Below are 18,269 nucleotides of genomic sequence, written 5' to 3' on the forward strand. Positions count from 1 at the left end.
TTTAAGTACCGGAGCACGATTAATCATGAATGCGCATAATTAAACATTAAACGCGTTCAACTTTACCTGCTTTAAGTGCTTTTGTTGATACATAAACGCGTTTTGGTTTTCCATCAACAAGAATGCGTACTTTTTGCAGATTTGCTTTAAACGTTCTTTTTGATTTATTTTCAGCAAACGAACGGTTCTGACCGAATTTCGTTGTTTTGCCGGTAACAAAGCATCGACGTCCCACTTGGATGACCTCCTTGACCATGCAATTCATTAACACAATAGCTTTATAGTAACACGTCAGTCCATTGCTTGCAACCTGTAGGACAGTATTTGTATGTATTGGGCATCGATTGCTCGCTTGCCGCGGGCGATCCGTGAGCCTCCTCGGTCAACCTTGCTCTCTGCGGGGTCTCACTTGGCTCGCACTCCCGCAGGCGTCTCGCATCTTCACTGTGTTTTTCTTAGTTTCGAGCAAACTGGGCAAAGAACTAATCCATCCTTATTTTGTATGTATTGGGCATCGATTGCTCGCTTGCCGCGGGCGATCCGTGAGCCTCCTCGAACAGGCAAGGGTCTGCGGGGTCTCACTGGTTCGCTGATCCCGCAGGCGTCTCGCATCTTCACTGTGTTTTTCTTAGTTTCGAGCAAACTGGGCAAAGAACTCATCCATCCTTATTTGTATGAATTGAGCTTCGATTGCTCGCTTGCCGCGGGCGATCCGTGAGCCTGCTCGGTCAACCTTGCTCTCTGCGGGGTCTCACTTGGCTCGCACTCCCGCAGGCGTCTCGCATCTTCACTGTGTTTTTCTTAGTTTCGAGCAAACTGGGCAAAGAACTAATCCATCTTTATTTGTATGTATTGAGCTTCGATTGCTGGCTTGCCGCGGGCGTCTCGCATCTTCACTGTGTTTTTCTTAGTTTCGAGCAAACTGGGCAAAGAACTAATCCATCCTTATTTGTATGAATTGAGCATCGATTGCTCGCTTGCCGCGGGCGATCCATGAGCCTCCTCGGTCAACCTTGCCTTTTTTGTTACAAAAGTTATGTATTATGAAAGGAGTTGCTCTTTACGTTGCTTTAAATTTCAAGGAGGCTAGTGTAAAATAACGATATGCATTCCTATGTAAAATGATTCGTATATTTGGTATTTATGCCTATATGTAAAAAAAATAATAAACAGCCTAACAGGAGGGTTCAATGATGACGGTTTCCATGACTAATAATTTCGGACAAATTGATATATCTATTGATGTGGTTGCAAAAATTGTTGGCGGTGCGGCATTGGACTGTGCCGGAATTGTCGGAATGGCATCCAAAAACCAATTAAAGGATGGATTCGCTGAACTTCTTAAAAAAGAAAATTTTAGCCGAGGCATCATTGTTCGGTTCGATGAAGATCAGAACTTACTTATTGATATGTACATTATCGTAAGTTACGGAACACGCATTTCTGAAGTTGCAATGAATGTACAAAATAGAGTGAAACAGACATTGAATAAAACATTAGGATTAGATGCTGCTTCGATTAATATTTTTGTCCAAGGGGTTCGTCTCTTAGAAGAAGAAACAGTTTCTGAAGACCAATCGTTACATCAGTAAGGGGATGCCAATCATGAAATATCGGAGTGTATTTGACATTATCGGACCAGTAATGGTTGGTCCTTCCAGTTCACACACAGCAGGTGCGGCAAAAATTGGTCGCATGGCTCGCAAATTGTTCGGCGTACGCCCCGAGCGGGTGATCATTACACTTTATGGTTCATTCGCTGAAACTTATAAGGGGCATGGAACAGACGTTGCTATTGTGGCAGGTTTGCTTGATTTTGATGAGAGTAACAAACGGCTTCCTGAGTCACTTCAAATCGCTGAAGAATTGGGCATAGATATCTCGTTTCACATTGATAAAAACACACAAGTTGAAGAGCCGAATACAGCGCGAATCCACTTAGCAACAGGTGACGATGAACTTGAACTGGTTGGTGTTTCCATTGGCGGAGGTAAAATTGAGATCACTGAAGTCAATGGATTTTCCATATCATTGTCTGGGAGTAATCCCGCATTGCTTGTACTCCATCATGATAAGTACGGGTCAGTTGCTGAAGTTGCGGGATTGATTGCAAAATATGAGAAGAATATTTCCTATATGGAAGTATCTCGCCAAAAAAAAGGCAGTTTAGCATTGATGGTCATTCAAACAGATGAAGAAATCGATGAGGGAATGGCAGCAGAAATTTCTGGCCTTCCAAACATCCTGAATGTAGCTGTTTTATCATAAAAAATTGCTGGAAAAGGAGGAGTCTTCATGTTTCGTACCATAGAGGAATTAGTGAACCTTGCTGATCAACAACATATAGCCATTTCCGAAGTCATGATTCGGACTGAAATGGAGACAACCGGAAGAAGTCGTGAAGACATTTTTTCTAAAATGTCCCGCAATTTGGAGGTTATGGAGCAGGCCGTTCAACGGGGAATTAATGAGGATATTAAATCACGCTCCGGTTTATCAGGCGGAGACGCACGTAAATTACAAGCTTACTTAAAAAATAAGCAACCTTTGTCTGGTACTGTATTGCTTGATTCAGTCAGTAAGGCAATGGCCACAAATGAAGTAAACGCAGCTATGGGAACCATCTGTGCGACACCGACAGCAGGCTCAGCAGGCGTTGTCCCAGGTGTTTTATTTGGTCTCCAATCCAAGCTTCATCCAAGCCGTGAACAAATGGTTGATTTTCTTTTTACTGCCGGAGCATTTGGATTTGTTATCGCAAATAACGCATCCATTTCAGGGGCTGCAGGAGGATGTCAAGCTGAAGTAGGCTCAGCAACCGGAATGGCAGCCGCTGCTGCGGTTGAATTAGCGGGAGGGACCCCGGAACAATCCGCACATGCAATGGCAATTGCCCTTGCAAACATGCTGGGGTTGATTTGTGATCCTGTCGCAGGATTAGTTGAAGCACCTTGTGTGAAACGCAATGCAATTGGCGCATCGAGCGCAATTGTGGCAGCAGATATGGCTCTAGCTGGAATAAAAAGCTTAATACCCTGTGACGAAGTGATTGATGCGATGTACCGAGTAGGGCGTATGATGCCGGTTGCGTTAAGAGAGACTGCACTTGGTGGATTGGCAGACACAAAGACAGGCCGAGCGCTTAAAAAACAAATTTTCGGTTCGGATGCACAGTCATCGATGATCAAAGAGCAATGACGACAGCGAAAACAAATATACCAATACAAAATTTAAAAGGGGTCGGAACACGCCTAGCTGAAGAACTGGGAACTTTAGGGATCACAACAGTTGAAAACCTAGTCGACTATTATCCTTATCGATATGATAACTATGAATTAAGAAATCTTGCAGATGTCCAGGATCAAGAAATGGCGACGGTATCCGGTATTATTCAGAGCGAACCGTTACTTAATTATTATGGCAAAAAAAAGTCAAGACTATCTGTGCGCGTGCTGTCGGGGCGTTACCTTATCACGGTTATTCTATTCAATCGACCTTTTTTGAAACGAAGTCTAACACTCGGCGAGCCGGTAACGGTAACCGGTAAATGGGACCGAAATCGTGCAGTCTTGACATCTACCGATTTCAAAACAGGGAAGCCAGAAACTCATGCACAATGGGCACCTGTCTATCCTGTTAAGTCGGGTGTCTCCATTAAAAAAATGAGGACGCTCATAAAACAAGCGTTTGCTCAATACCCGGACTGCATTCAAGAAACTCTTCCTGAAAGCTTAAGACAAGCTTATAAGCTGATTGGTAAGAAAGAGGCTGTGCAGATTATTCATTTTCCCGAGGAACGTGAGCGCCTGCATCAAGCAAGAAGACGTTTGGTTTATGAAGAGTTTTTATTTTATCAACTTAAATTGCAGGCTTATAAACAAATGAACCGTTCCTCATCCATCGGTAACCCTATTCCTGTGGATCAAGAATTGGTCCACAAGTTTATTGGTCTGCTTCCTTTTGCTATGACTCAAGCACAGAACCGGGTAATCGATGAAATCTTACGTGACTTGGCATCGTCATCGCCAATGAATCGATTACTCCAAGGTGACGTAGGTTCTGGTAAAACTGTTGTTGCTGCGATTGCCCTTTATGCGGCTGTAACGGGAGGCTATCAAGGGGCGCTGATGGCACCAACAGAAATACTTGCAGAACAGCATGCAGATTATCTGGAAGAACTCTTTAGGCCGTTTGGAATCACTGTGGGACTATTAACAGGAAGTGTACGGGGGAAGAAGCGAAAAGCGCTGCTTGAACATTTGGCAGAAGGAAGCATTCACATACTTGTAGGCACGCATGCTCTAATCCAACCAGAAGTTCTTTTTCAAAAATTAGGCTTCGTTGTGACGGATGAGCAACATCGCTTCGGTGTACGTCAGCGAGGCGCATTACGCTTGAAAGGGAAAGAACCTGATGTGTTGTATATGACCGCAACGCCCATCCCAAGAACACTTGCACTTTCTGTATTTGGAGATATGGATGTATCAACAATTGATGAACTTCCCGGTGGAAGAAAGAAGATCAAGACCTATTGGGTTCAGGAAAACGTTATGGATCGAGTCCTTACATTCATGAAAAAGGAACTTGATCAAGGGCGACAAGCGTATGTCATCTGCCCCTTAATAGAGGAATCTGAACAGCTCGATGTGCAGAATGCACTGGATGTTCATGCATACCTATCCCAAGCGTTACCTCAGTATCGCGTTGCTTTGATGCATGGAAAGCTTGCTCCAGAAGAAAAGGAAGAGGTCATGAATTCTTTTAAGGATCATAAGGCTCAGATTCTTGTCTCAACAACTGTTGTCGAGGTCGGGGTTAACGTGCCCAATGCGTCTCTAATGATTATTTATGATGCAGATCGATTCGGCCTGTCTCAGCTCCATCAGCTCCGTGGCAGGGTAGGACGTGGCAATACCCAATCGTATTGTGTACTTCTTGCAGATGCTAAATCGGAAGCAAGTCGTGAGAAAATGCGAATGATGACTGAAACGACCGATGGCTTCAAGCTCTCTGCTTATGATCTCAAATTACGCGGACCCGGAGATTTTTTTGGAAAAAAACAGAGTGGTGTGCCTTCATTTAAGTTGGCAGATATGGTTCATGACTACCGTACGCTGGCTACTGCAAGAGATGATGCTGCAAAATTGGTCAGTGATTCAAAGTTCTGGCATGATGAACAATACGCACAACTTCGTCAGCCCCTTATTGAATCCGGATTGACCTCTTCAGTTCATTTAGATTAGTGAAACCCTTGTCCAAATGAACACGTACATAAATACGTGTCATTTTTGAGAAGAATGTCTGACTCATACGGTATGTGAACTATCCGTACTATATTTTATCAGTGAACAGTCAGAGAAAAGCTCGACACATCCACTCATTTGCCGGTGCTACCCGCTACAGATAAGATATGGTATACTTACTATTATTACCTAGTCTTAATTGTGAATTGAACACAATGAACGATGAACGAGGACGGCGGCGGTATCAATGAGAAAGAACAAAAAGGATCGACAATCATTATTAAAACAGACCATTACTGACAATCCTTTTATTACTGATGACGAATTGTCGAAAAAGTTTTCGGTTAGCGTGCAGACAATCCGATTAGATCGCTTAGAGTTATCCATTCCTGAATTAAGAGAACGCATTAAACATGTGGCTAAAAGGCAATTTGACGAAGTTAAGGCACTTCATCAAGAAGAAGTGATTGGTGACATTCTTGACTTGCAATTGGATATAAGTGCCATATCTATTCTTGAAATTACTCCAGAATTAGTATTCACAAGGACGGGAATTGCTCGAGGTCATCATCTATTTGCACAGGCAAACTCCCTGGCGGTTGCCGTAATCAATGACGCTCTTGCATTGACTTCTAAAGCAGAAATACACTACATACGGCCGGTAAAATCAGGAGAACGTGTTGTTGCCAAAGCTAAAGTGATTCGCAAAGAGCGCGTGCGTACGAGAGTAGAAGTCAACAGTTATTCAGGTCATGATCATGTGTTCAATGGCGTGTTCACCATGTATCGTGCACATGGAAATAAAGATAAATCAGAACTATAACTAAGTGCTTTGTAGTCTCCTTATTTATTTGTTGCCACGAGATGAGCAGCACATTAAAGATTGGTACTAGGGGACAGAATAATCCGGAGGTTGATGAATATTGGGTAAAGTCGCATTTGTTTTTCCAGGACAAGGTTCGCAAACGGTTGGTATGGGTGCTGACCTAATCAATGCGTACCCTGAAGCAAAAGAAATGTTTGCTGCAGCAGATCGCCACTTAGGTTTTCCACTTACAGAATTAATCTTGAATGGGCCTGAAGAAGCACTGAAAAAAACGGAGAACACACAACCTGCATTACTCACTGTTAGTGCGGTATTATGTCATTTGTTAGAAACTAAAGGCGTCCATCCTGACTATGTAGCCGGTCACAGCCTTGGTGAATATAGTGCGTTATTTGCTGCGGGAGTCCTTAACTTTGAGGATGCAGTCTATGCTGTTCGCAAAAGAGGTTTATTAATGGAAGCAGCAGTACCTGCTGGAAAAGGGACGATGGCTGCAGTTCTCGGATTGGATGTCGAACAATTGAAACAAATTTGCCTACAAATCACTGACCAAGGAGATTCCGTTCAGACAGCAAATATTAATTGCCCAGGACAAATTGTCATTTCGGGAACCGTTGCTGGTGTTGAAAAGGCGTCAGAACGTGCTGCAGAATCAGGAGCTCGGCGTGTGGTTCCGCTGTCTGTAAGTGGACCATTTCATTCGTCACTTATGAAACCAGCAGCAGAACAATTGCGAGATGTACTCGATGCCTTGCCTGTATCTAATGCCAAAATTCCGGTCGTAGCAAACAGCACGGCTCAGGAGGAAACGAAGGCACAGGAAATTCGTGATCATTTGATTGAACAACTATATTCTCCGGTTCGCTGGATTGAATCCGTTGAACGGCTGAATGCGCTAGGCGTCGATACATTTGTCGAAGTTGGACCTGGAAAAGTTCTTTCAGGATTGATTCGTAAAATAAATCGTAAGTCTACCGTACTTCAAGTCAGTGATGCGCAGAGTTTGAGTGAAGTTACTGAACAACTCAAGGAGCGTGTATAATAAATGGGACTTCAAAATAAAGTAGCACTTGTTACTGGAGCTTCAAGAGGGATCGGTCATGCCATTGCGATCAAGCTGGCGAAACAAGGCGCATCGATTATTGTTAATTATTCCGGGAATAAAGTGCGGGCTGAAGAAACTGCTTCTGAAATTCGATCAGTAGGGGCAGAAGCATTCGTTTGGCAATGCGATATTTCCGATGAATCTGCTGTTCAGGAAATGATTAAGCAATCCATCGATCATTTTGGCCATTTGGATATTGTGGTGAATAATGCTGGGATTACTCGAGATGGTTTATTGATGCGCATGAAAGAAACGGATTGGGATGCAGTGCTCAATACAAATCTTAAAGGGGTATTCTTGGTTACAAAAGCAGCTCTTAGACCAATGATGCGTCAAAAACAGGGCAGAATAGTTAATGTGGCATCAGTTGTTGGTATTCTAGGCAATCCCGGTCAGGCAAACTATGTAGCAGCTAAAGCGGGTGTGATTGGTTTGACAAAAGCCACTGCACGTGAAGTGGCATCACGCGGGATTACTGTCAATGCCGTGGCACCCGGATTTATTGTGACAGAAATGACGGATCAGCTTCCTGAGGATGTAAAGTCGAAAATGCAGAGCGAGATTCCATTAGGTAAGCTGGGAACACCCGAAGATGTTGCCGGAGTTGTTTTATTTTTAGCCTCTGATGAGAGTAAATATATGACCGGACAAACATTAAGTGTTGACGGTGGTATGGCAATGCAATAAAATGATTTAGGTACGTTTTAAAAAGATGTTGCCCCTCCTCGAATTGACTGAGGACGGAGAGCAAGTATTTTTAATGAATAATGCCCTCGAGAGGAGGTGAAGACATGGCAGACGAAGATGTTTTGGTACGTGTCAAGAAAATCGTTGTCGATCGATTAGGCGTTGATGAAGCTGATGTTAAGCTCGAAGCTTCATTTAAAGAAGATCTCGACGCAGATTCTCTTGATATTGTAGAACTTGTCATGGAACTTGAAGATGAATTTAATTTGGAAATCTCCGATGAAGATGCGGAAAAGATTCAAACCGTTGGTGACGTCGTATCTTACATAGAGAACCACAAATCCTGACATGCTAACCATGAGTCCCGTTTTTATAAATCATTTATAAGGGCGGGATTTCTTCTTATTTATTTTACATGGACAAGATGGGTTTTGTTCTTTTAGTAAGTGGAGGTGACAAATTTGCCAGGTTCAAGAAAAATGGATCAGGAAAAGGAAATAACGGAAAAACTTTATCAATTTCTCAGTGACTTCTCATTTTCGTTCAATAATGAAGAATTACTGAAGCAGGCATTCACACATTCATCTTATGTGAATGAGCACCGTCGCGAATCTCAGGAAGATTATGAACGGCTCGAGTTTCTTGGAGATGCAGTACTTGAATTGCTGATCTCTCAGCATTTATTTAAGCACTTTCCGGATCTCACAGAAGGAGATATGACGAAGCTAAGGGCAGCCATTGTTTGTGAAACAGGATTGTTCCAGTTTGCTTCATCACTCTCCTTTGAGGATAAGATTTTCCTCGGTCGTGGCGAGGAAGTAACCGGCGGCAGACAGAGACCTTCTCTTCTCGCCGACGTGTTTGAAGCGTTTATCGGCGCTCTTTATCTCGATCAAGGATTGTCAGAAGTGGAACGCTTCTTACAATCTGTTGTGTATCCGAGAATCAGCGATGGCTCTTTTTCCCATGTGATGGATTATAAAAGTCAACTTCAAGAAATGATTCAGCGAAAGAATTTGGGTGAACTTGATTATGAGTTAGTAACCGAGAAAGGGCCTGCTCATCATCGTGAGTTTACATCAAAAGTGCTGCTTAATGGAGAAGTGGTTGGACTGGGTAAGGGACATTCGAAGAAAGACTCGGAACAAAGCGCTGCATGCAAAGCGCTCAAGAACATTGCCGAGTAACAAAAGCAGCCGGGCATACTCGGCTGTTTTTGTTACGCGCATCATTCATATATGAATGATGAGAACGAGTTAATGAAGCAAATCTGATGAAAATAGACCACGCACGTAGGATCATCAATTTTGCGAAACAGATTGGTAAGAAACGGAGGGATCAGGATGTTCCTCAAAAGACTCGAAGTTTCAGGCTTTAAATCCTTTGCGAATAAAACATCGGTTGAATTTGTCCCTGGGGTAACTGCGGTCGTTGGCCCTAATGGAAGTGGAAAAAGCAATATAACCGAAGCGATTCGATGGGTACTGGGTGAACAATCCGCAAAGTCGCTCCGTGGAGCAAAAATGGAAGATATCATTTTTTCCGGTAGTGATACGAAAAAAGCGGTGAACATGGCTGAAGTGACCCTCACTTTAGACAATGGTGATCAGTACATACCCATGGATTTTAGCGAAATTAGTGTTACACGAAGGGTATTCCGTTCCGGAGAAAGCGAATTTCAGCTAAATAAGCAGAGTTGCAGATTAAAAGATATTGTTGACCTTTTCATGGATTCGGGCTTAGGGAAAGAAGCCTATTCCGTCATTGGCCAAGGTAAAATTGATGAAATACTGAATAGTAAAGCGGAAGATAAACGTAAAATTTTTGAGGAAGCATCAGGCGTGTTGAAATACAAGCTGCGAAAACAAGCAGCTGAGAAGCAACTCAATGATTCAGAAGAAAGTTTAAATCGTGTCGAAGACATCCTGCATGAGTTAGAACAAAGGCTTGGTCCATTAGAGCAGCAAGCATCAATTGCAAAGGAATATTTACAGAAGAAGAGCGAACTCGAAGAAGTGGACATCGCATTACTTGCCCATGACATTGATGATCTTCATGATCAATGGCAAGAAACGAAGCATCAAGTAGATTCCTTAAGTCACAAAAAGACTGCGTTGGCTGAGAAGATTGAAATGCTTGATCAAAAATACCGTTCGAGTCGTGCACAACTTGAAGAATTAGATGAATCTATTGAAACGATGCAAGCTGAATGGGCGGAATCTGCAGAGCATTTGGAAAAACTGCTTGGCAGGAAAGAAGTGCTGTCCGAGAGAAGTAAACACGCGCACAGTAATGCTGAAGAACTTAGAGATCGAATCATTAAACTGAATGAGCAATTACAGAAGGAGCGTCAGCTTCTCGTTCAAGCAAAAAACAGTTGTCATTCTGAGAAGCGAACATTCAATGCTATTCAACAGGAACTTACGATAAAGAAAAAAGAGTTTAGCAGTTTTGAACAGAATTTGGATGAGCGTATTGAGCAATTAAAGGCAGAGTACATCGAAATTCTCAACCAACAAGCGGCCATGCGAAATGAACGGCGCTACCTCTCGGATCAAGGAAAAAACTTGGAGGTCAAAAAGAATCGCCTTCAAGCAAATACGCAGGAAATCAAAGCAATGGCCGAAGAAGCGGGTAAGAGAAAAAATACGCTTGAAAAGCAGTTAGGCCAAATAAAGAATAAAAAAGAACAGTTGCAGAAACAGTTTGACACGTATTGCGTTCGTTTAGAAAGAGAACGTGAACGATATACCAAAGAAAAAGATGCGGTTAGCAAAATAAGTAATTTTATTGATCAAGCGCGTTCAAGAAAAGAAATGCTTGAATCACTTAAAGAAGATTATGCTGGCTATTATCAAGGTGTCAAAGCAATTCTGAAAAATAGAAGAAGATTAAACGGTATTCATGGTGCGGTTGCGGAATTAATTCATGTTCAAAAGACTTACGGAACGGCTATAGAAACAGCATTAGGCAGTTCTTCTCAACATCTTGTTGTCACAGATGAGACAGCCGGGCGAAACGCGATTCAATTTTTGAGGCAGCATCAAGGGGGAAGAGCTACTTTTCTGCCTCTTTCCGTAATTAGGCCGAAATCAATCCCAGCTACTGAGCGTGACAGAATTCAAGACCATTCCGCTTTTATTGGAACGGGTGCGGACTTAATTTCATGTGAGGCGCAATACAAACCGATCGTTGAATTTTTACTCGGAGCGGTTCTTATCGCCCGAAATCTCGAAGGGGCAAACCAAATTGCGAAACAAATACATTATCGATATCGGATTGTGACTCTCGAGGGGGATAGTGTTGCTCCTGGTGGTGCAATGACCGGTGGGAGTGTGAAGCAGCGCCAAGCAAGCTTAATAGGGCGGAGCGCTGAGATTGATGAATTGACAGCGCAAATCAAAGAAATGCAGAATAAAAGAGAACAGTTGCAAACTGATTTTGTAACACTGAAGAACACGATCGCCGAGGATGAACTCGATACCAATCATGTCCGGCAAGCTTTGCAAGAAGCTACGGAACAGTATCGCCAAATAGAAGCTGAAAAACGTGATGCGGAAACAGAAGAAAAAGCTAGTCTCGAAAAATATCAATTACTTTCAAGAGAAAACGGTGATTTCAATGCGGAACATGAGAAAATAACCAATCGCTTGAAAATGATTGACACGAATGAATCATCAAATGCGGAAACTGCGGAACATCTGACCACTGAGATCAGCCGTTTGACGCAGAACAGAGCAGACATTGATTTATCAAAACAGGAACTCCAGTCTGAGATCACTACATTAAAAGTCCGCATTGCCGAGCAGCACCAAATTGTCACACATCAGGATGAGAAAGTAGCACAGACGCAATCCAGGGTTGACGAACTCGCAGCTTCAATTGACGCACTCCACTCTTCAGCGAGTGGCATTGATGTTGAAATTGAGAATCAGCAAGAAGTAACCGAGCAGCTTGAACAACAGATCAAGGACGCGCAGAATCGAAAAGATGCACTTACAGATTCCCTTAAGATTAAGCGAACGGTGCGCAAAGAGCAGCAAGCATCGCTTTCTTCAGATGAATCATCCTTGCAGAATCAGCGTACGGAATTAGGCACGATCAATTCTGCCTTTCAAGAAAAGGATGTTATGCTTGGGCGAATGGATGTACAACTTGATCATCTCTTAAACACGTTAAGAGAAGAATACGAAATGACGATTGAAGCAGCGCGCGAGAACTATCCGTTATCAATCGAGGTTCCTGAAGCACGCAAGAAAGTGAAATTAATTAAACGCGCCATTGAAGAACTTGGATCCGTAAATATTGGTGCCATTGAAGAATATGAAACAGTTCGAGAGCGAGAACAATTTCTTTCATCCCAAAGAGCTGATTTATTAAAAGCACGTGAGACATTAAATCATGTGATGACTGAGATGGATCAGGTTGTTGAACAGCGCTTTACTGAAACATTTAGTAATATCAGACACCACTTTCAAGAGGTATTTCGAGAACTATTCGGTGGTGGCCGGGCAGATCTTCAACTGATTGAACCGTCGAACATGTTAACGAGCGGTGTCGATATTCTTGCAGAGCCACCCGGAAAGAAGCTTCAAAGACTTTCACTTCTTTCCGGTGGTGAGCGTGCGCTGACAGCCATTGCGCTACTTTTTGCAATCTTGAAAGTACGCCCTGTCCCTTTCTGTGTATTGGATGAAGTTGAGGCAGCATTAGATGATGCCAACGTCGACCGTTACGCAGCCTTTCTGAAAAAGTTTAGTTTGGAAACACAGTTCATTGTTGTGACACACCGGCATGGGACAATGGAACGATCAGATGTACTTTATGGGGTGACCATGCAGGAATCCGGTGTTTCTCGACTTGTTTCGGTACGTCTTGAAGATACTGATGAATTACTCACTGCCGGAAATGGATAAATGATTTTCTAAGTGAAAAAATAGAAGTATAGATTGGAGGAAACAGCATGAACTTCTTCGACAAATTAAAAAATAAGATTACCGGAAGCACAACTGCCGTTACAGATAAATTTAAAGATGGTCTCTCAAAAACACGCAAATCATTTTCTGAGCGTATGAACAATTTGGTTAAGAGATATAGAAAAGTTGATGAAGAATTTTTTGAGGAACTTGAAGAAATACTTATTGAATCAGACGTTGGCATCAATACGGTTATGGATCTTGTCGACCGGTTGAAAGACGAAGCGCGAACACGAAATATAAAAGATACGGACAAACTGAAAGACGTTATTGTTGAGGTCCTTTCAGAATTTCTAACAAAAAATGTTAAAGACACGGAACTTCGGATAAATCCAACCGGATTAACTGTGATTTTAATGGTTGGTGTCAATGGCGCTGGTAAGACAACCACGATTGGAAAACTCGCCGGAAGACTGAAAAATGAAGGCAAGAGTGTATTACTTGCTGCTGCAGATACTTTTAGAGCCGGCGCGATTGACCAACTTCAGGTTTGGGGTGATCGAACTGGCATTGATGTCATTAGGCATCAGGAAGGATCTGATCCTGCATCTGTGGTCTTTGATGCGATGCAAGCAGCTAAATCAAGAAAAGTCGATGTTTTGCTTTGTGATACTGCAGGACGACTGCAAAATAAAGTCAATTTAATGAAAGAACTTGAGAAAATTAAGCGTGTCATTTCCCGAGAATGTCCGGGTGCACCTCATGAAGTGTTGCTTGTGCTTGACGCAACAACTGGACAAAATGCACTTAGCCAAGCAAAACTCTTTCAGCAATCATCAGAAGTTACTGGAATTGTGCTTACCAAGTTAGATGGCACAGCAAAAGGCGGTATTGTTCTTGCGATCCGTAATGAATTAGATATTCCTGTCAAGTTAGTTGGGTTGGGGGAACATCTCAATGATTTGCAGACTTTTGATGCTGATGCATTTATCTATGGTTTGTTTGCAGAGTTGTTTAGCGAAGAACATCAGGATACGAATGGAACGGACGACGAATAATTGATGCGTCTGGCATTCAGATAAAATAACGGTCCATACAGCCGTCGGTTTTACTGGGTTCAAGGCGAAAACTTGACACATGTAAGTTAATCCTGTATTATTTTACCGTAAAGTAAAGTGCCTTTACAGCCAAGGGGATTTGCTATGCTTGAGAAGGTTTTGAGAGTTAACGCCCTATACGATTTTTATCAGCCGCTTCTCACCCCAAAACAACAGGAATATTTGAATCTTTACTATCTGAATGATTTTTCTCTTGGTGAAATTGCGGACAGAAACCAAGTAACGAGACAAGCAGTTTATGATAACCTGAAAAGGGCTGAAAGTGCTCTCGAAACGTTTGAAGAAAAATTGGGGTTGTTTCGCAAGTACAAGACTCGGCTTACTGTGATTTCCAAAATGAAAAGCCTGGCTGGTCATTTGGATCGTGAAGAAAGCAAACAACTCGATTCTTTTATTAATGAATTAGAGAGTTTAGACTAGGATGTGAGAAGTATGGCATTTGAGAGTCTATCTGACAGGCTTCAGGCAACGATGAAAAAAATCCGCGGCAGAGGCAAGGTCTCTGAAGCGGATGTTAAGCAAATGACTCGTGAAATCCGCTTGGCGCTTCTTGAAGCAGATGTTAACTTTAAAGTAGTTAAATCATTTGTCAAACGTGTACAGGATCGTGCTGTTGGGCAAGAAGTTTTGAAAAGCCTCACACCTGGTCAGCAGGTCATTAAAGTTGTTCAAGAAGAATTGACCGAGCTGATGGGCGGTGAGCAGACAAAGCTTAACCTTGCTCTAAAGCCACCGACTGTCTTACTTTTTGTCGGACTCCAAGGTGCAGGTAAAACGACATCTGCAGCGAAACTTGCCAACTATATTCGCAAGGCCCATAATAAAAAGCCATTAATGATTGCTGCGGATATCTATCGTCCTGCAGCGATCAAACAATTGCAAACATTGGGTGGACAATTGAATATACCTGTCTTTTCATTAGGTGATCAGGTGAATCCTGTAGAAATTGTTCGTCAAGGTATGGAACAAGCGAAGAGTGAGCATCATGATTTAGTTCTCATTGATACTGCAGGGCGTCTGCATATTGATGAAGGACTGATGGATGAGCTCGAGCAAATCAAAGCTGTCAGCAATCCGGATGAAGTTTTTCTTGTCGTTGATGCGATGACTGGTCAAGATGCGGTGAACGTTGCGACTGCTTTCAATGAGCGACTTGACTTAACCGGTGTGATTATGACTAAGTTGGATGGCGACACTCGAGGCGGTGCTGCATTATCGATCCGCTCAGTGACCGGGACACCAATTAAGTTCGTGGGTATGGGCGAAAAGATGGATGCGCTTGAACCTTTCCATCCTGATCGTATGGCGTCGCGTATTCTTGGAATGGGCGATGTGCTCTCTCTGATCGAGAAAGCACAAGCGAACATTGATGAAGAGAAAGCACGCGATATGCAGCAAAAATTGCTGTCTGTCAGTTTCACACTTGATGATTTTCTTGATCAAATTGGTCAGATCCGCAATATGGGACCATTAGAAGATCTACTTGCGATGATGCCTGGAGCAAACAAATTTAAAGGCATGAAGAACATGCAGATTGATGAGAAGAAAATTGGCCAGACTGAAGCCATTATCCGATCAATGACTGCCCAGGAAAAGACTGAGCCGGATATGATTAACGCAAGTCGTAAGAAACGGATTGCACTTGGAAGCGGAACATCCGTTGCAGATGTCAATCGGTTGCTCAAGCAGTTCAAAGACATGAAGAAAATGATGAAACAGTTTATGGGCAAGACAAAAGGCAAGAAACGCAATCCTTTTAATTTACCATTTATGTAATGGAACAAAATACACAAACTATAACCATTAGGAGTTGTTTAGTATGTCAGTAAAAATTCGTCTAAAACGCATGGGAGCAAAAAAACGTCCATTTTACAGAGTAGTTGTAGCAGATTCACGCGCACCTCGTGATGGCCGTTTCATTGAAGAAATTGGCACATACAATCCGGTAGTTACACCAAAAACATTCACAGTTGACGAAGAAAAAGCACTTGATTGGCTTCAAAAAGGTGCACAACCATCGGATACGGTCCGTAACCTGTTCTCAAAACAAGGGATTATGGAAAAATTCCATCTTTCCAAGATTCAAAAATAAGTATGAGTGGGGGAAGATAAATGGAAGAGTTGATTAAAGCCATTGTATTCCCGCTCATCGATGATCATGAACATGTTCGGATTGAGAAACAAGTAGAACAAGGGTGCGAAACCTATCTCCTTACAGTTGCAAAACAGGATATGGGCAAACTCATCGGCAGACATGGTCAAGTTGCTGAATCCGTTAGGACTGTTGTTTCAGCCATAGGCAGTGCTCGAGGAATTGACGCACGTTTTTTAATCCGTGAATAATAATGAAAAGAGAAGGGGAGCGTTTGCCCTTCTCTTTTTCAACAGATAAAAAAGGTAAGACTATTTCGTGAAAATGCAGCGAATGCGAGACGCCTGCGGAGCGTTCCGCGAGTGAGACCCGCAGACAATGGGTTGATCGAGGTGGCTCACGGATCGCCCGCGGCAAGCAAACGAGCGAGCGAAGCACAAATGAAGTTAACGTACATAATAGAGTTTACTGGCAAGATCAGGCCATATAAATGTTCCGTAGACAAGGAGGAAGACTGATGACTGAGCAGCAATGGTTATATGTTGGAAAAATAGTTAACACTCAAGGCATCAAAGGAGAGGTACGTGTCATTAGTGCAACGGATTTTCCAGAGGAACGCTATGCTAAAGGCTCAATACTACATCTCCGCGAGAAAGGAAATGATCAAACTCTAACAGTGAGGAGTTATCGTCGTCACAAACAATTCGATTGCCTGACTTTTGAAGATCATCCGTCCATCAACGATGTAGAGAACTATAAAGGTATGTCACTCTTTGTTGAGCAGGGACAGTTATCTGAATTAGAAGAAGGCGACTTCTACTATTATGAAGTGATCGGTTCCAATGTAGTTACAGACACCGGAGCTGTGCTAGGAACAGTAAAAGAAATTCTGTCTCCTGGCGCCAACGACGTCTGGGTGATTGATACGGGTAAGAAAGAGTTGTTAATTCCTTATATTAAAGATGTGGTAAAAAATGTTGATGTGAAAAACAAAAAAGTAACCGTACATCTGATTCCGGGGTTGGTTGATGATGAAGATTGACATTCTTTCTCTTTTTCCTGAAATGTTTGATGGCGTATTGAATACTTCGATTCTTGGGAAGGCAGCTGAAAAAGACGCAGTATCCTATTCAGTGACGAACTTCAGAGATTTTACAACAAATAAACACAATAAAGTTGATGATTATCCTTTCGGTGGTGGTGCAGGTATGGTCTTGATGCCGCAACCATTGTTTGACGCGGTAGATGCGCTTAGAGCGGATGATGATACCGCTCCAAGAATTATTCTAACTTCACCACAAGGAAAGCCATTCAAACAAGAAGATGCTGAAATGCTCTCAAACGAGAAGAGACTCATCTTTATCTGTGGCCATTATGAGGGGTTTGATGAGCGAATTCCTGAACATTTGGTGACAGATGAATATTCGATCGGTGATTTTGTCATGACCGGTGGGGAATTGGCGGCTATGGCTATGATTGACAGCATTGTCCGATTGCTCCCAGGTGTTCTGGGTAATGATACTTCTGCTGTCACTGATTCATTCTCAGATGGATTATTGGAACATCCGCATTATACACGACCAGCAGATTTTCGAGGAATGAAAGTTCCAGATCTATTACTCTCCGGAAATCATGAAAAAATTGCTGAATGGCGCTGGAAAGAATCGCTGAGAAGAACTTATGAACGTCGGCCAGATCTATTGAACGATCGAAAGATGACCGAGCAAGAATTAAAATGGTTGCGTCAATTTAAGCGAGAGTCGGGTAAAGAATAAATCCTAGACTCTGCCGTTTAAATGACTTGCATGCCATGATTCAGATATGGTATGATGAATCTTGTGGCAAATGCCAGTGAATACGATGTTCCGCTGCGTTCTAAGAGAAGGTACGAGCATTTGTACGGAAGGAGGCCATTTTATATGTCAAATGTTATTGATGAAATTACTAAAGAACAGTTGCGTACAGATATTCCGGATTTCAGACCGGGTGATACACTTAAAGTGCACGTGAAGATTACTGAAGGTAGTCATGAACGTATTCAAGTTTTTGAAGGCGTCGTAATCAAACGTCATGGCGGCGGTATCAGCGCAACCTTTACAGTACGAAAGATTTCTTATGGTGTCGGTGTTGAACGCGCCTTTCCGGTAAACTCCCCGAAGATCGATAAGATCGAAGTGGTACGCTTTGGTAAAGTGCGTCGTGCGAAACTGTATTATCTGCGTAGTCTGCGTGGTAAGAAAGCACGTATTAAGAGCAGATAAGCATGATTTGAAATTGAATGA

General features: G+C 42.6%; 19 protein-coding genes. 18 read left to right on the plus strand and 1 reads right to left on the minus strand.

The genetic code is table 11. From position 1 onward, the window contains the following. Window positions 1–46 precede the first annotated feature (46 nt). Window positions 47–235, minus strand: coding sequence for a 50S ribosomal protein L28 (gene rpmB / locus NIE32_RS00870; protein ID WP_023508941.1), 189 nt, complete (start codon window positions 233–235; stop codon window positions 47–49). A gap of 958 nt (window positions 236–1,193) precedes the next feature. Here rpmB and NIE32_RS00875 point away from each other — a divergent pair. From NIE32_RS00875 to rplS, 18 genes are all read left to right on the plus strand, one after another. Next, window positions 1,194–1,592: an Asp23/Gls24 family envelope stress response protein gene (locus NIE32_RS00875; RefSeq protein ID WP_253052309.1), complete on the plus strand. Its 399-nt coding sequence runs from the start codon at window positions 1,194–1,196 to the stop codon at window positions 1,590–1,592. A gap of 13 nt (window positions 1,593–1,605) precedes the next feature. Then, on the plus strand, window positions 1,606–2,268 hold the full coding sequence (sdaAB, locus tag NIE32_RS00880) for an L-serine ammonia-lyase, iron-sulfur-dependent subunit beta (RefSeq protein WP_253052047.1): 663 nt from the start codon (window positions 1,606–1,608) through the stop codon (window positions 2,266–2,268). A gap of 27 nt (window positions 2,269–2,295) precedes the next feature. After that, entirely contained in the window at window positions 2,296–3,198 is a 903-nt protein-coding gene (gene sdaAA, locus NIE32_RS00885; RefSeq protein ID WP_253052049.1) for an L-serine ammonia-lyase, iron-sulfur-dependent, subunit alpha, read from the plus strand. Beyond that, window positions 3,195–5,243: an ATP-dependent DNA helicase RecG gene (gene recG, locus NIE32_RS00890; RefSeq protein WP_253052051.1), complete on the plus strand. Its 2,049-nt coding sequence runs from the start codon at window positions 3,195–3,197 to the stop codon at window positions 5,241–5,243. Before sdaAA ends, recG begins: the two co-directional genes overlap by 4 nt. Window positions 5,244–5,490: 247 nt before the next feature. Next, on the plus strand, window positions 5,491–6,066 hold the full coding sequence (gene fapR / locus NIE32_RS00895; protein WP_253052053.1) for a transcription factor FapR: 576 nt from the start codon (window positions 5,491–5,493) through the stop codon (window positions 6,064–6,066). 100 nt (window positions 6,067–6,166) lie between these two features. Then, complete coding sequence (gene fabD, locus NIE32_RS00900; RefSeq protein ID WP_253052055.1) at window positions 6,167–7,111, plus strand: ACP S-malonyltransferase; 945 nt, start codon at window positions 6,167–6,169, stop codon at window positions 7,109–7,111. Window positions 7,112–7,114: 3 nt separating this feature from the next. Further along, window positions 7,115–7,861, plus strand: a complete 747-nt coding sequence (gene fabG / locus NIE32_RS00905) for a 3-oxoacyl-[acyl-carrier-protein] reductase (protein ID WP_253052057.1) — start codon at window positions 7,115–7,117, stop codon at window positions 7,859–7,861. A 104-nt stretch (window positions 7,862–7,965) separates the two neighbouring features. Next, complete coding sequence (acpP, locus tag NIE32_RS00910) at window positions 7,966–8,208, plus strand: acyl carrier protein (protein WP_253052059.1); 243 nt, start codon at window positions 7,966–7,968, stop codon at window positions 8,206–8,208. 132 nt (window positions 8,209–8,340) lie between these two features. Then, on the plus strand, window positions 8,341–9,048 hold the full coding sequence (gene rnc / locus NIE32_RS00915; RefSeq protein WP_253052311.1) for a ribonuclease III: 708 nt from the start codon (window positions 8,341–8,343) through the stop codon (window positions 9,046–9,048). A gap of 156 nt (window positions 9,049–9,204) precedes the next feature. Further along, window positions 9,205–12,777, plus strand: coding sequence for a chromosome segregation protein SMC (smc, locus tag NIE32_RS00920; protein ID WP_253052061.1), 3,573 nt, complete (start codon window positions 9,205–9,207; stop codon window positions 12,775–12,777). A 47-nt stretch (window positions 12,778–12,824) separates the two neighbouring features. Next, the gene (gene ftsY / locus NIE32_RS00925; RefSeq protein ID WP_253052063.1) at window positions 12,825–13,835 is read left to right on the plus strand and encodes a signal recognition particle-docking protein FtsY; all 1,011 of its coding nucleotides are present in this window, start codon (window positions 12,825–12,827) and stop codon (window positions 13,833–13,835) included. 144 nt (window positions 13,836–13,979) lie between these two features. Further along, the gene (locus tag NIE32_RS00930) at window positions 13,980–14,315 is read left to right on the plus strand and encodes a putative DNA-binding protein (RefSeq protein ID WP_253052065.1); all 336 of its coding nucleotides are present in this window, start codon (window positions 13,980–13,982) and stop codon (window positions 14,313–14,315) included. Between the two features lie 12 nt (window positions 14,316–14,327). Beyond that, on the plus strand, window positions 14,328–15,671 hold the full coding sequence (gene ffh / locus NIE32_RS00935) for a signal recognition particle protein (RefSeq protein ID WP_253052067.1): 1,344 nt from the start codon (window positions 14,328–14,330) through the stop codon (window positions 15,669–15,671). Between the two features lie 43 nt (window positions 15,672–15,714). Then, window positions 15,715–15,987, plus strand: a complete 273-nt coding sequence (gene rpsP, locus NIE32_RS00940; RefSeq protein WP_253052069.1) for a 30S ribosomal protein S16 — start codon at window positions 15,715–15,717, stop codon at window positions 15,985–15,987. Window positions 15,988–16,007: 20 nt separating this feature from the next. Then, on the plus strand, window positions 16,008–16,238 hold the full coding sequence (locus NIE32_RS00945; protein ID WP_253052070.1) for a KH domain-containing protein: 231 nt from the start codon (window positions 16,008–16,010) through the stop codon (window positions 16,236–16,238). Between the two features lie 266 nt (window positions 16,239–16,504). Beyond that, on the plus strand, window positions 16,505–17,029 hold the full coding sequence (gene rimM, locus NIE32_RS00950) for a ribosome maturation factor RimM (protein ID WP_253052072.1): 525 nt from the start codon (window positions 16,505–16,507) through the stop codon (window positions 17,027–17,029). After that, a complete protein-coding gene (trmD, locus tag NIE32_RS00955; protein WP_253052313.1) occupies window positions 17,019–17,762 on the plus strand; it encodes a tRNA (guanosine(37)-N1)-methyltransferase TrmD in 744 nt (247 codons plus the stop codon). The genes rimM and trmD overlap by 11 nt, the downstream gene beginning before the upstream one ends. Window positions 17,763–17,906: 144 nt before the next feature. Continuing rightward, on the plus strand, window positions 17,907–18,248 hold the full coding sequence (rplS, locus tag NIE32_RS00960) for a 50S ribosomal protein L19 (protein ID WP_253052074.1): 342 nt from the start codon (window positions 17,907–17,909) through the stop codon (window positions 18,246–18,248). The last annotated feature ends 21 nt before the right edge of the window (window positions 18,249–18,269 follow it).

Source organism: Sporolactobacillus kofuensis (genome assembly GCF_024125425.1).
In the GTDB taxonomy this organism is placed as follows: Bacteria; Bacillota; Bacilli; order Bacillales; family Sporolactobacillaceae; genus Sporolactobacillus; species Sporolactobacillus kofuensis.

What these genes read in the sequence shown, in the direction of transcription:
- NIE32_RS00875 (WP_253052309.1), top strand. Translation starts at nt 1,194, where the DNA reads ATGACGGTTTCCATGACTAATAATTTCGGACAAATTGATATATCTATT.
- sdaAB (WP_253052047.1), top strand. Translation starts at nt 1,606, where the DNA reads ATGAAATATCGGAGTGTATTTGACATTATCGGACCAGTAATGGTTGGT.
- sdaAA (WP_253052049.1), top strand. Translation starts at nt 2,296, where the DNA reads ATGTTTCGTACCATAGAGGAATTAGTGAACCTTGCTGATCAACAACAT.
- recG (WP_253052051.1), top strand. Translation starts at nt 3,195, where the DNA reads ATGACGACAGCGAAAACAAATATACCAATACAAAATTTAAAAGGGGTC.
- fapR (WP_253052053.1), top strand. Translation starts at nt 5,491, where the DNA reads ATGAGAAAGAACAAAAAGGATCGACAATCATTATTAAAACAGACCATT.
- fabG (WP_253052057.1), top strand. Translation starts at nt 7,115, where the DNA reads ATGGGACTTCAAAATAAAGTAGCACTTGTTACTGGAGCTTCAAGAGGG.
- acpP (WP_253052059.1), top strand. Translation starts at nt 7,966, where the DNA reads ATGGCAGACGAAGATGTTTTGGTACGTGTCAAGAAAATCGTTGTCGAT.
- rnc (WP_253052311.1), top strand. Translation starts at nt 8,341, where the DNA reads ATGGATCAGGAAAAGGAAATAACGGAAAAACTTTATCAATTTCTCAGT.
- smc (WP_253052061.1), top strand. Translation starts at nt 9,205, where the DNA reads ATGTTCCTCAAAAGACTCGAAGTTTCAGGCTTTAAATCCTTTGCGAAT.
- ftsY (WP_253052063.1), top strand. Translation starts at nt 12,825, where the DNA reads ATGAACTTCTTCGACAAATTAAAAAATAAGATTACCGGAAGCACAACT.
- NIE32_RS00930 (WP_253052065.1), top strand. Translation starts at nt 13,980, where the DNA reads ATGCTTGAGAAGGTTTTGAGAGTTAACGCCCTATACGATTTTTATCAG.
- ffh (WP_253052067.1), top strand. Translation starts at nt 14,328, where the DNA reads ATGGCATTTGAGAGTCTATCTGACAGGCTTCAGGCAACGATGAAAAAA.
- rpsP (WP_253052069.1), top strand. Translation starts at nt 15,715, where the DNA reads ATGTCAGTAAAAATTCGTCTAAAACGCATGGGAGCAAAAAAACGTCCA.
- NIE32_RS00945 (WP_253052070.1), top strand. Translation starts at nt 16,008, where the DNA reads ATGGAAGAGTTGATTAAAGCCATTGTATTCCCGCTCATCGATGATCAT.
- rimM (WP_253052072.1), top strand. Translation starts at nt 16,505, where the DNA reads ATGACTGAGCAGCAATGGTTATATGTTGGAAAAATAGTTAACACTCAA.
- trmD (WP_253052313.1), top strand. Translation starts at nt 17,019, where the DNA reads ATGAAGATTGACATTCTTTCTCTTTTTCCTGAAATGTTTGATGGCGTA.
- rplS (WP_253052074.1), top strand. Translation starts at nt 17,907, where the DNA reads ATGTCAAATGTTATTGATGAAATTACTAAAGAACAGTTGCGTACAGAT.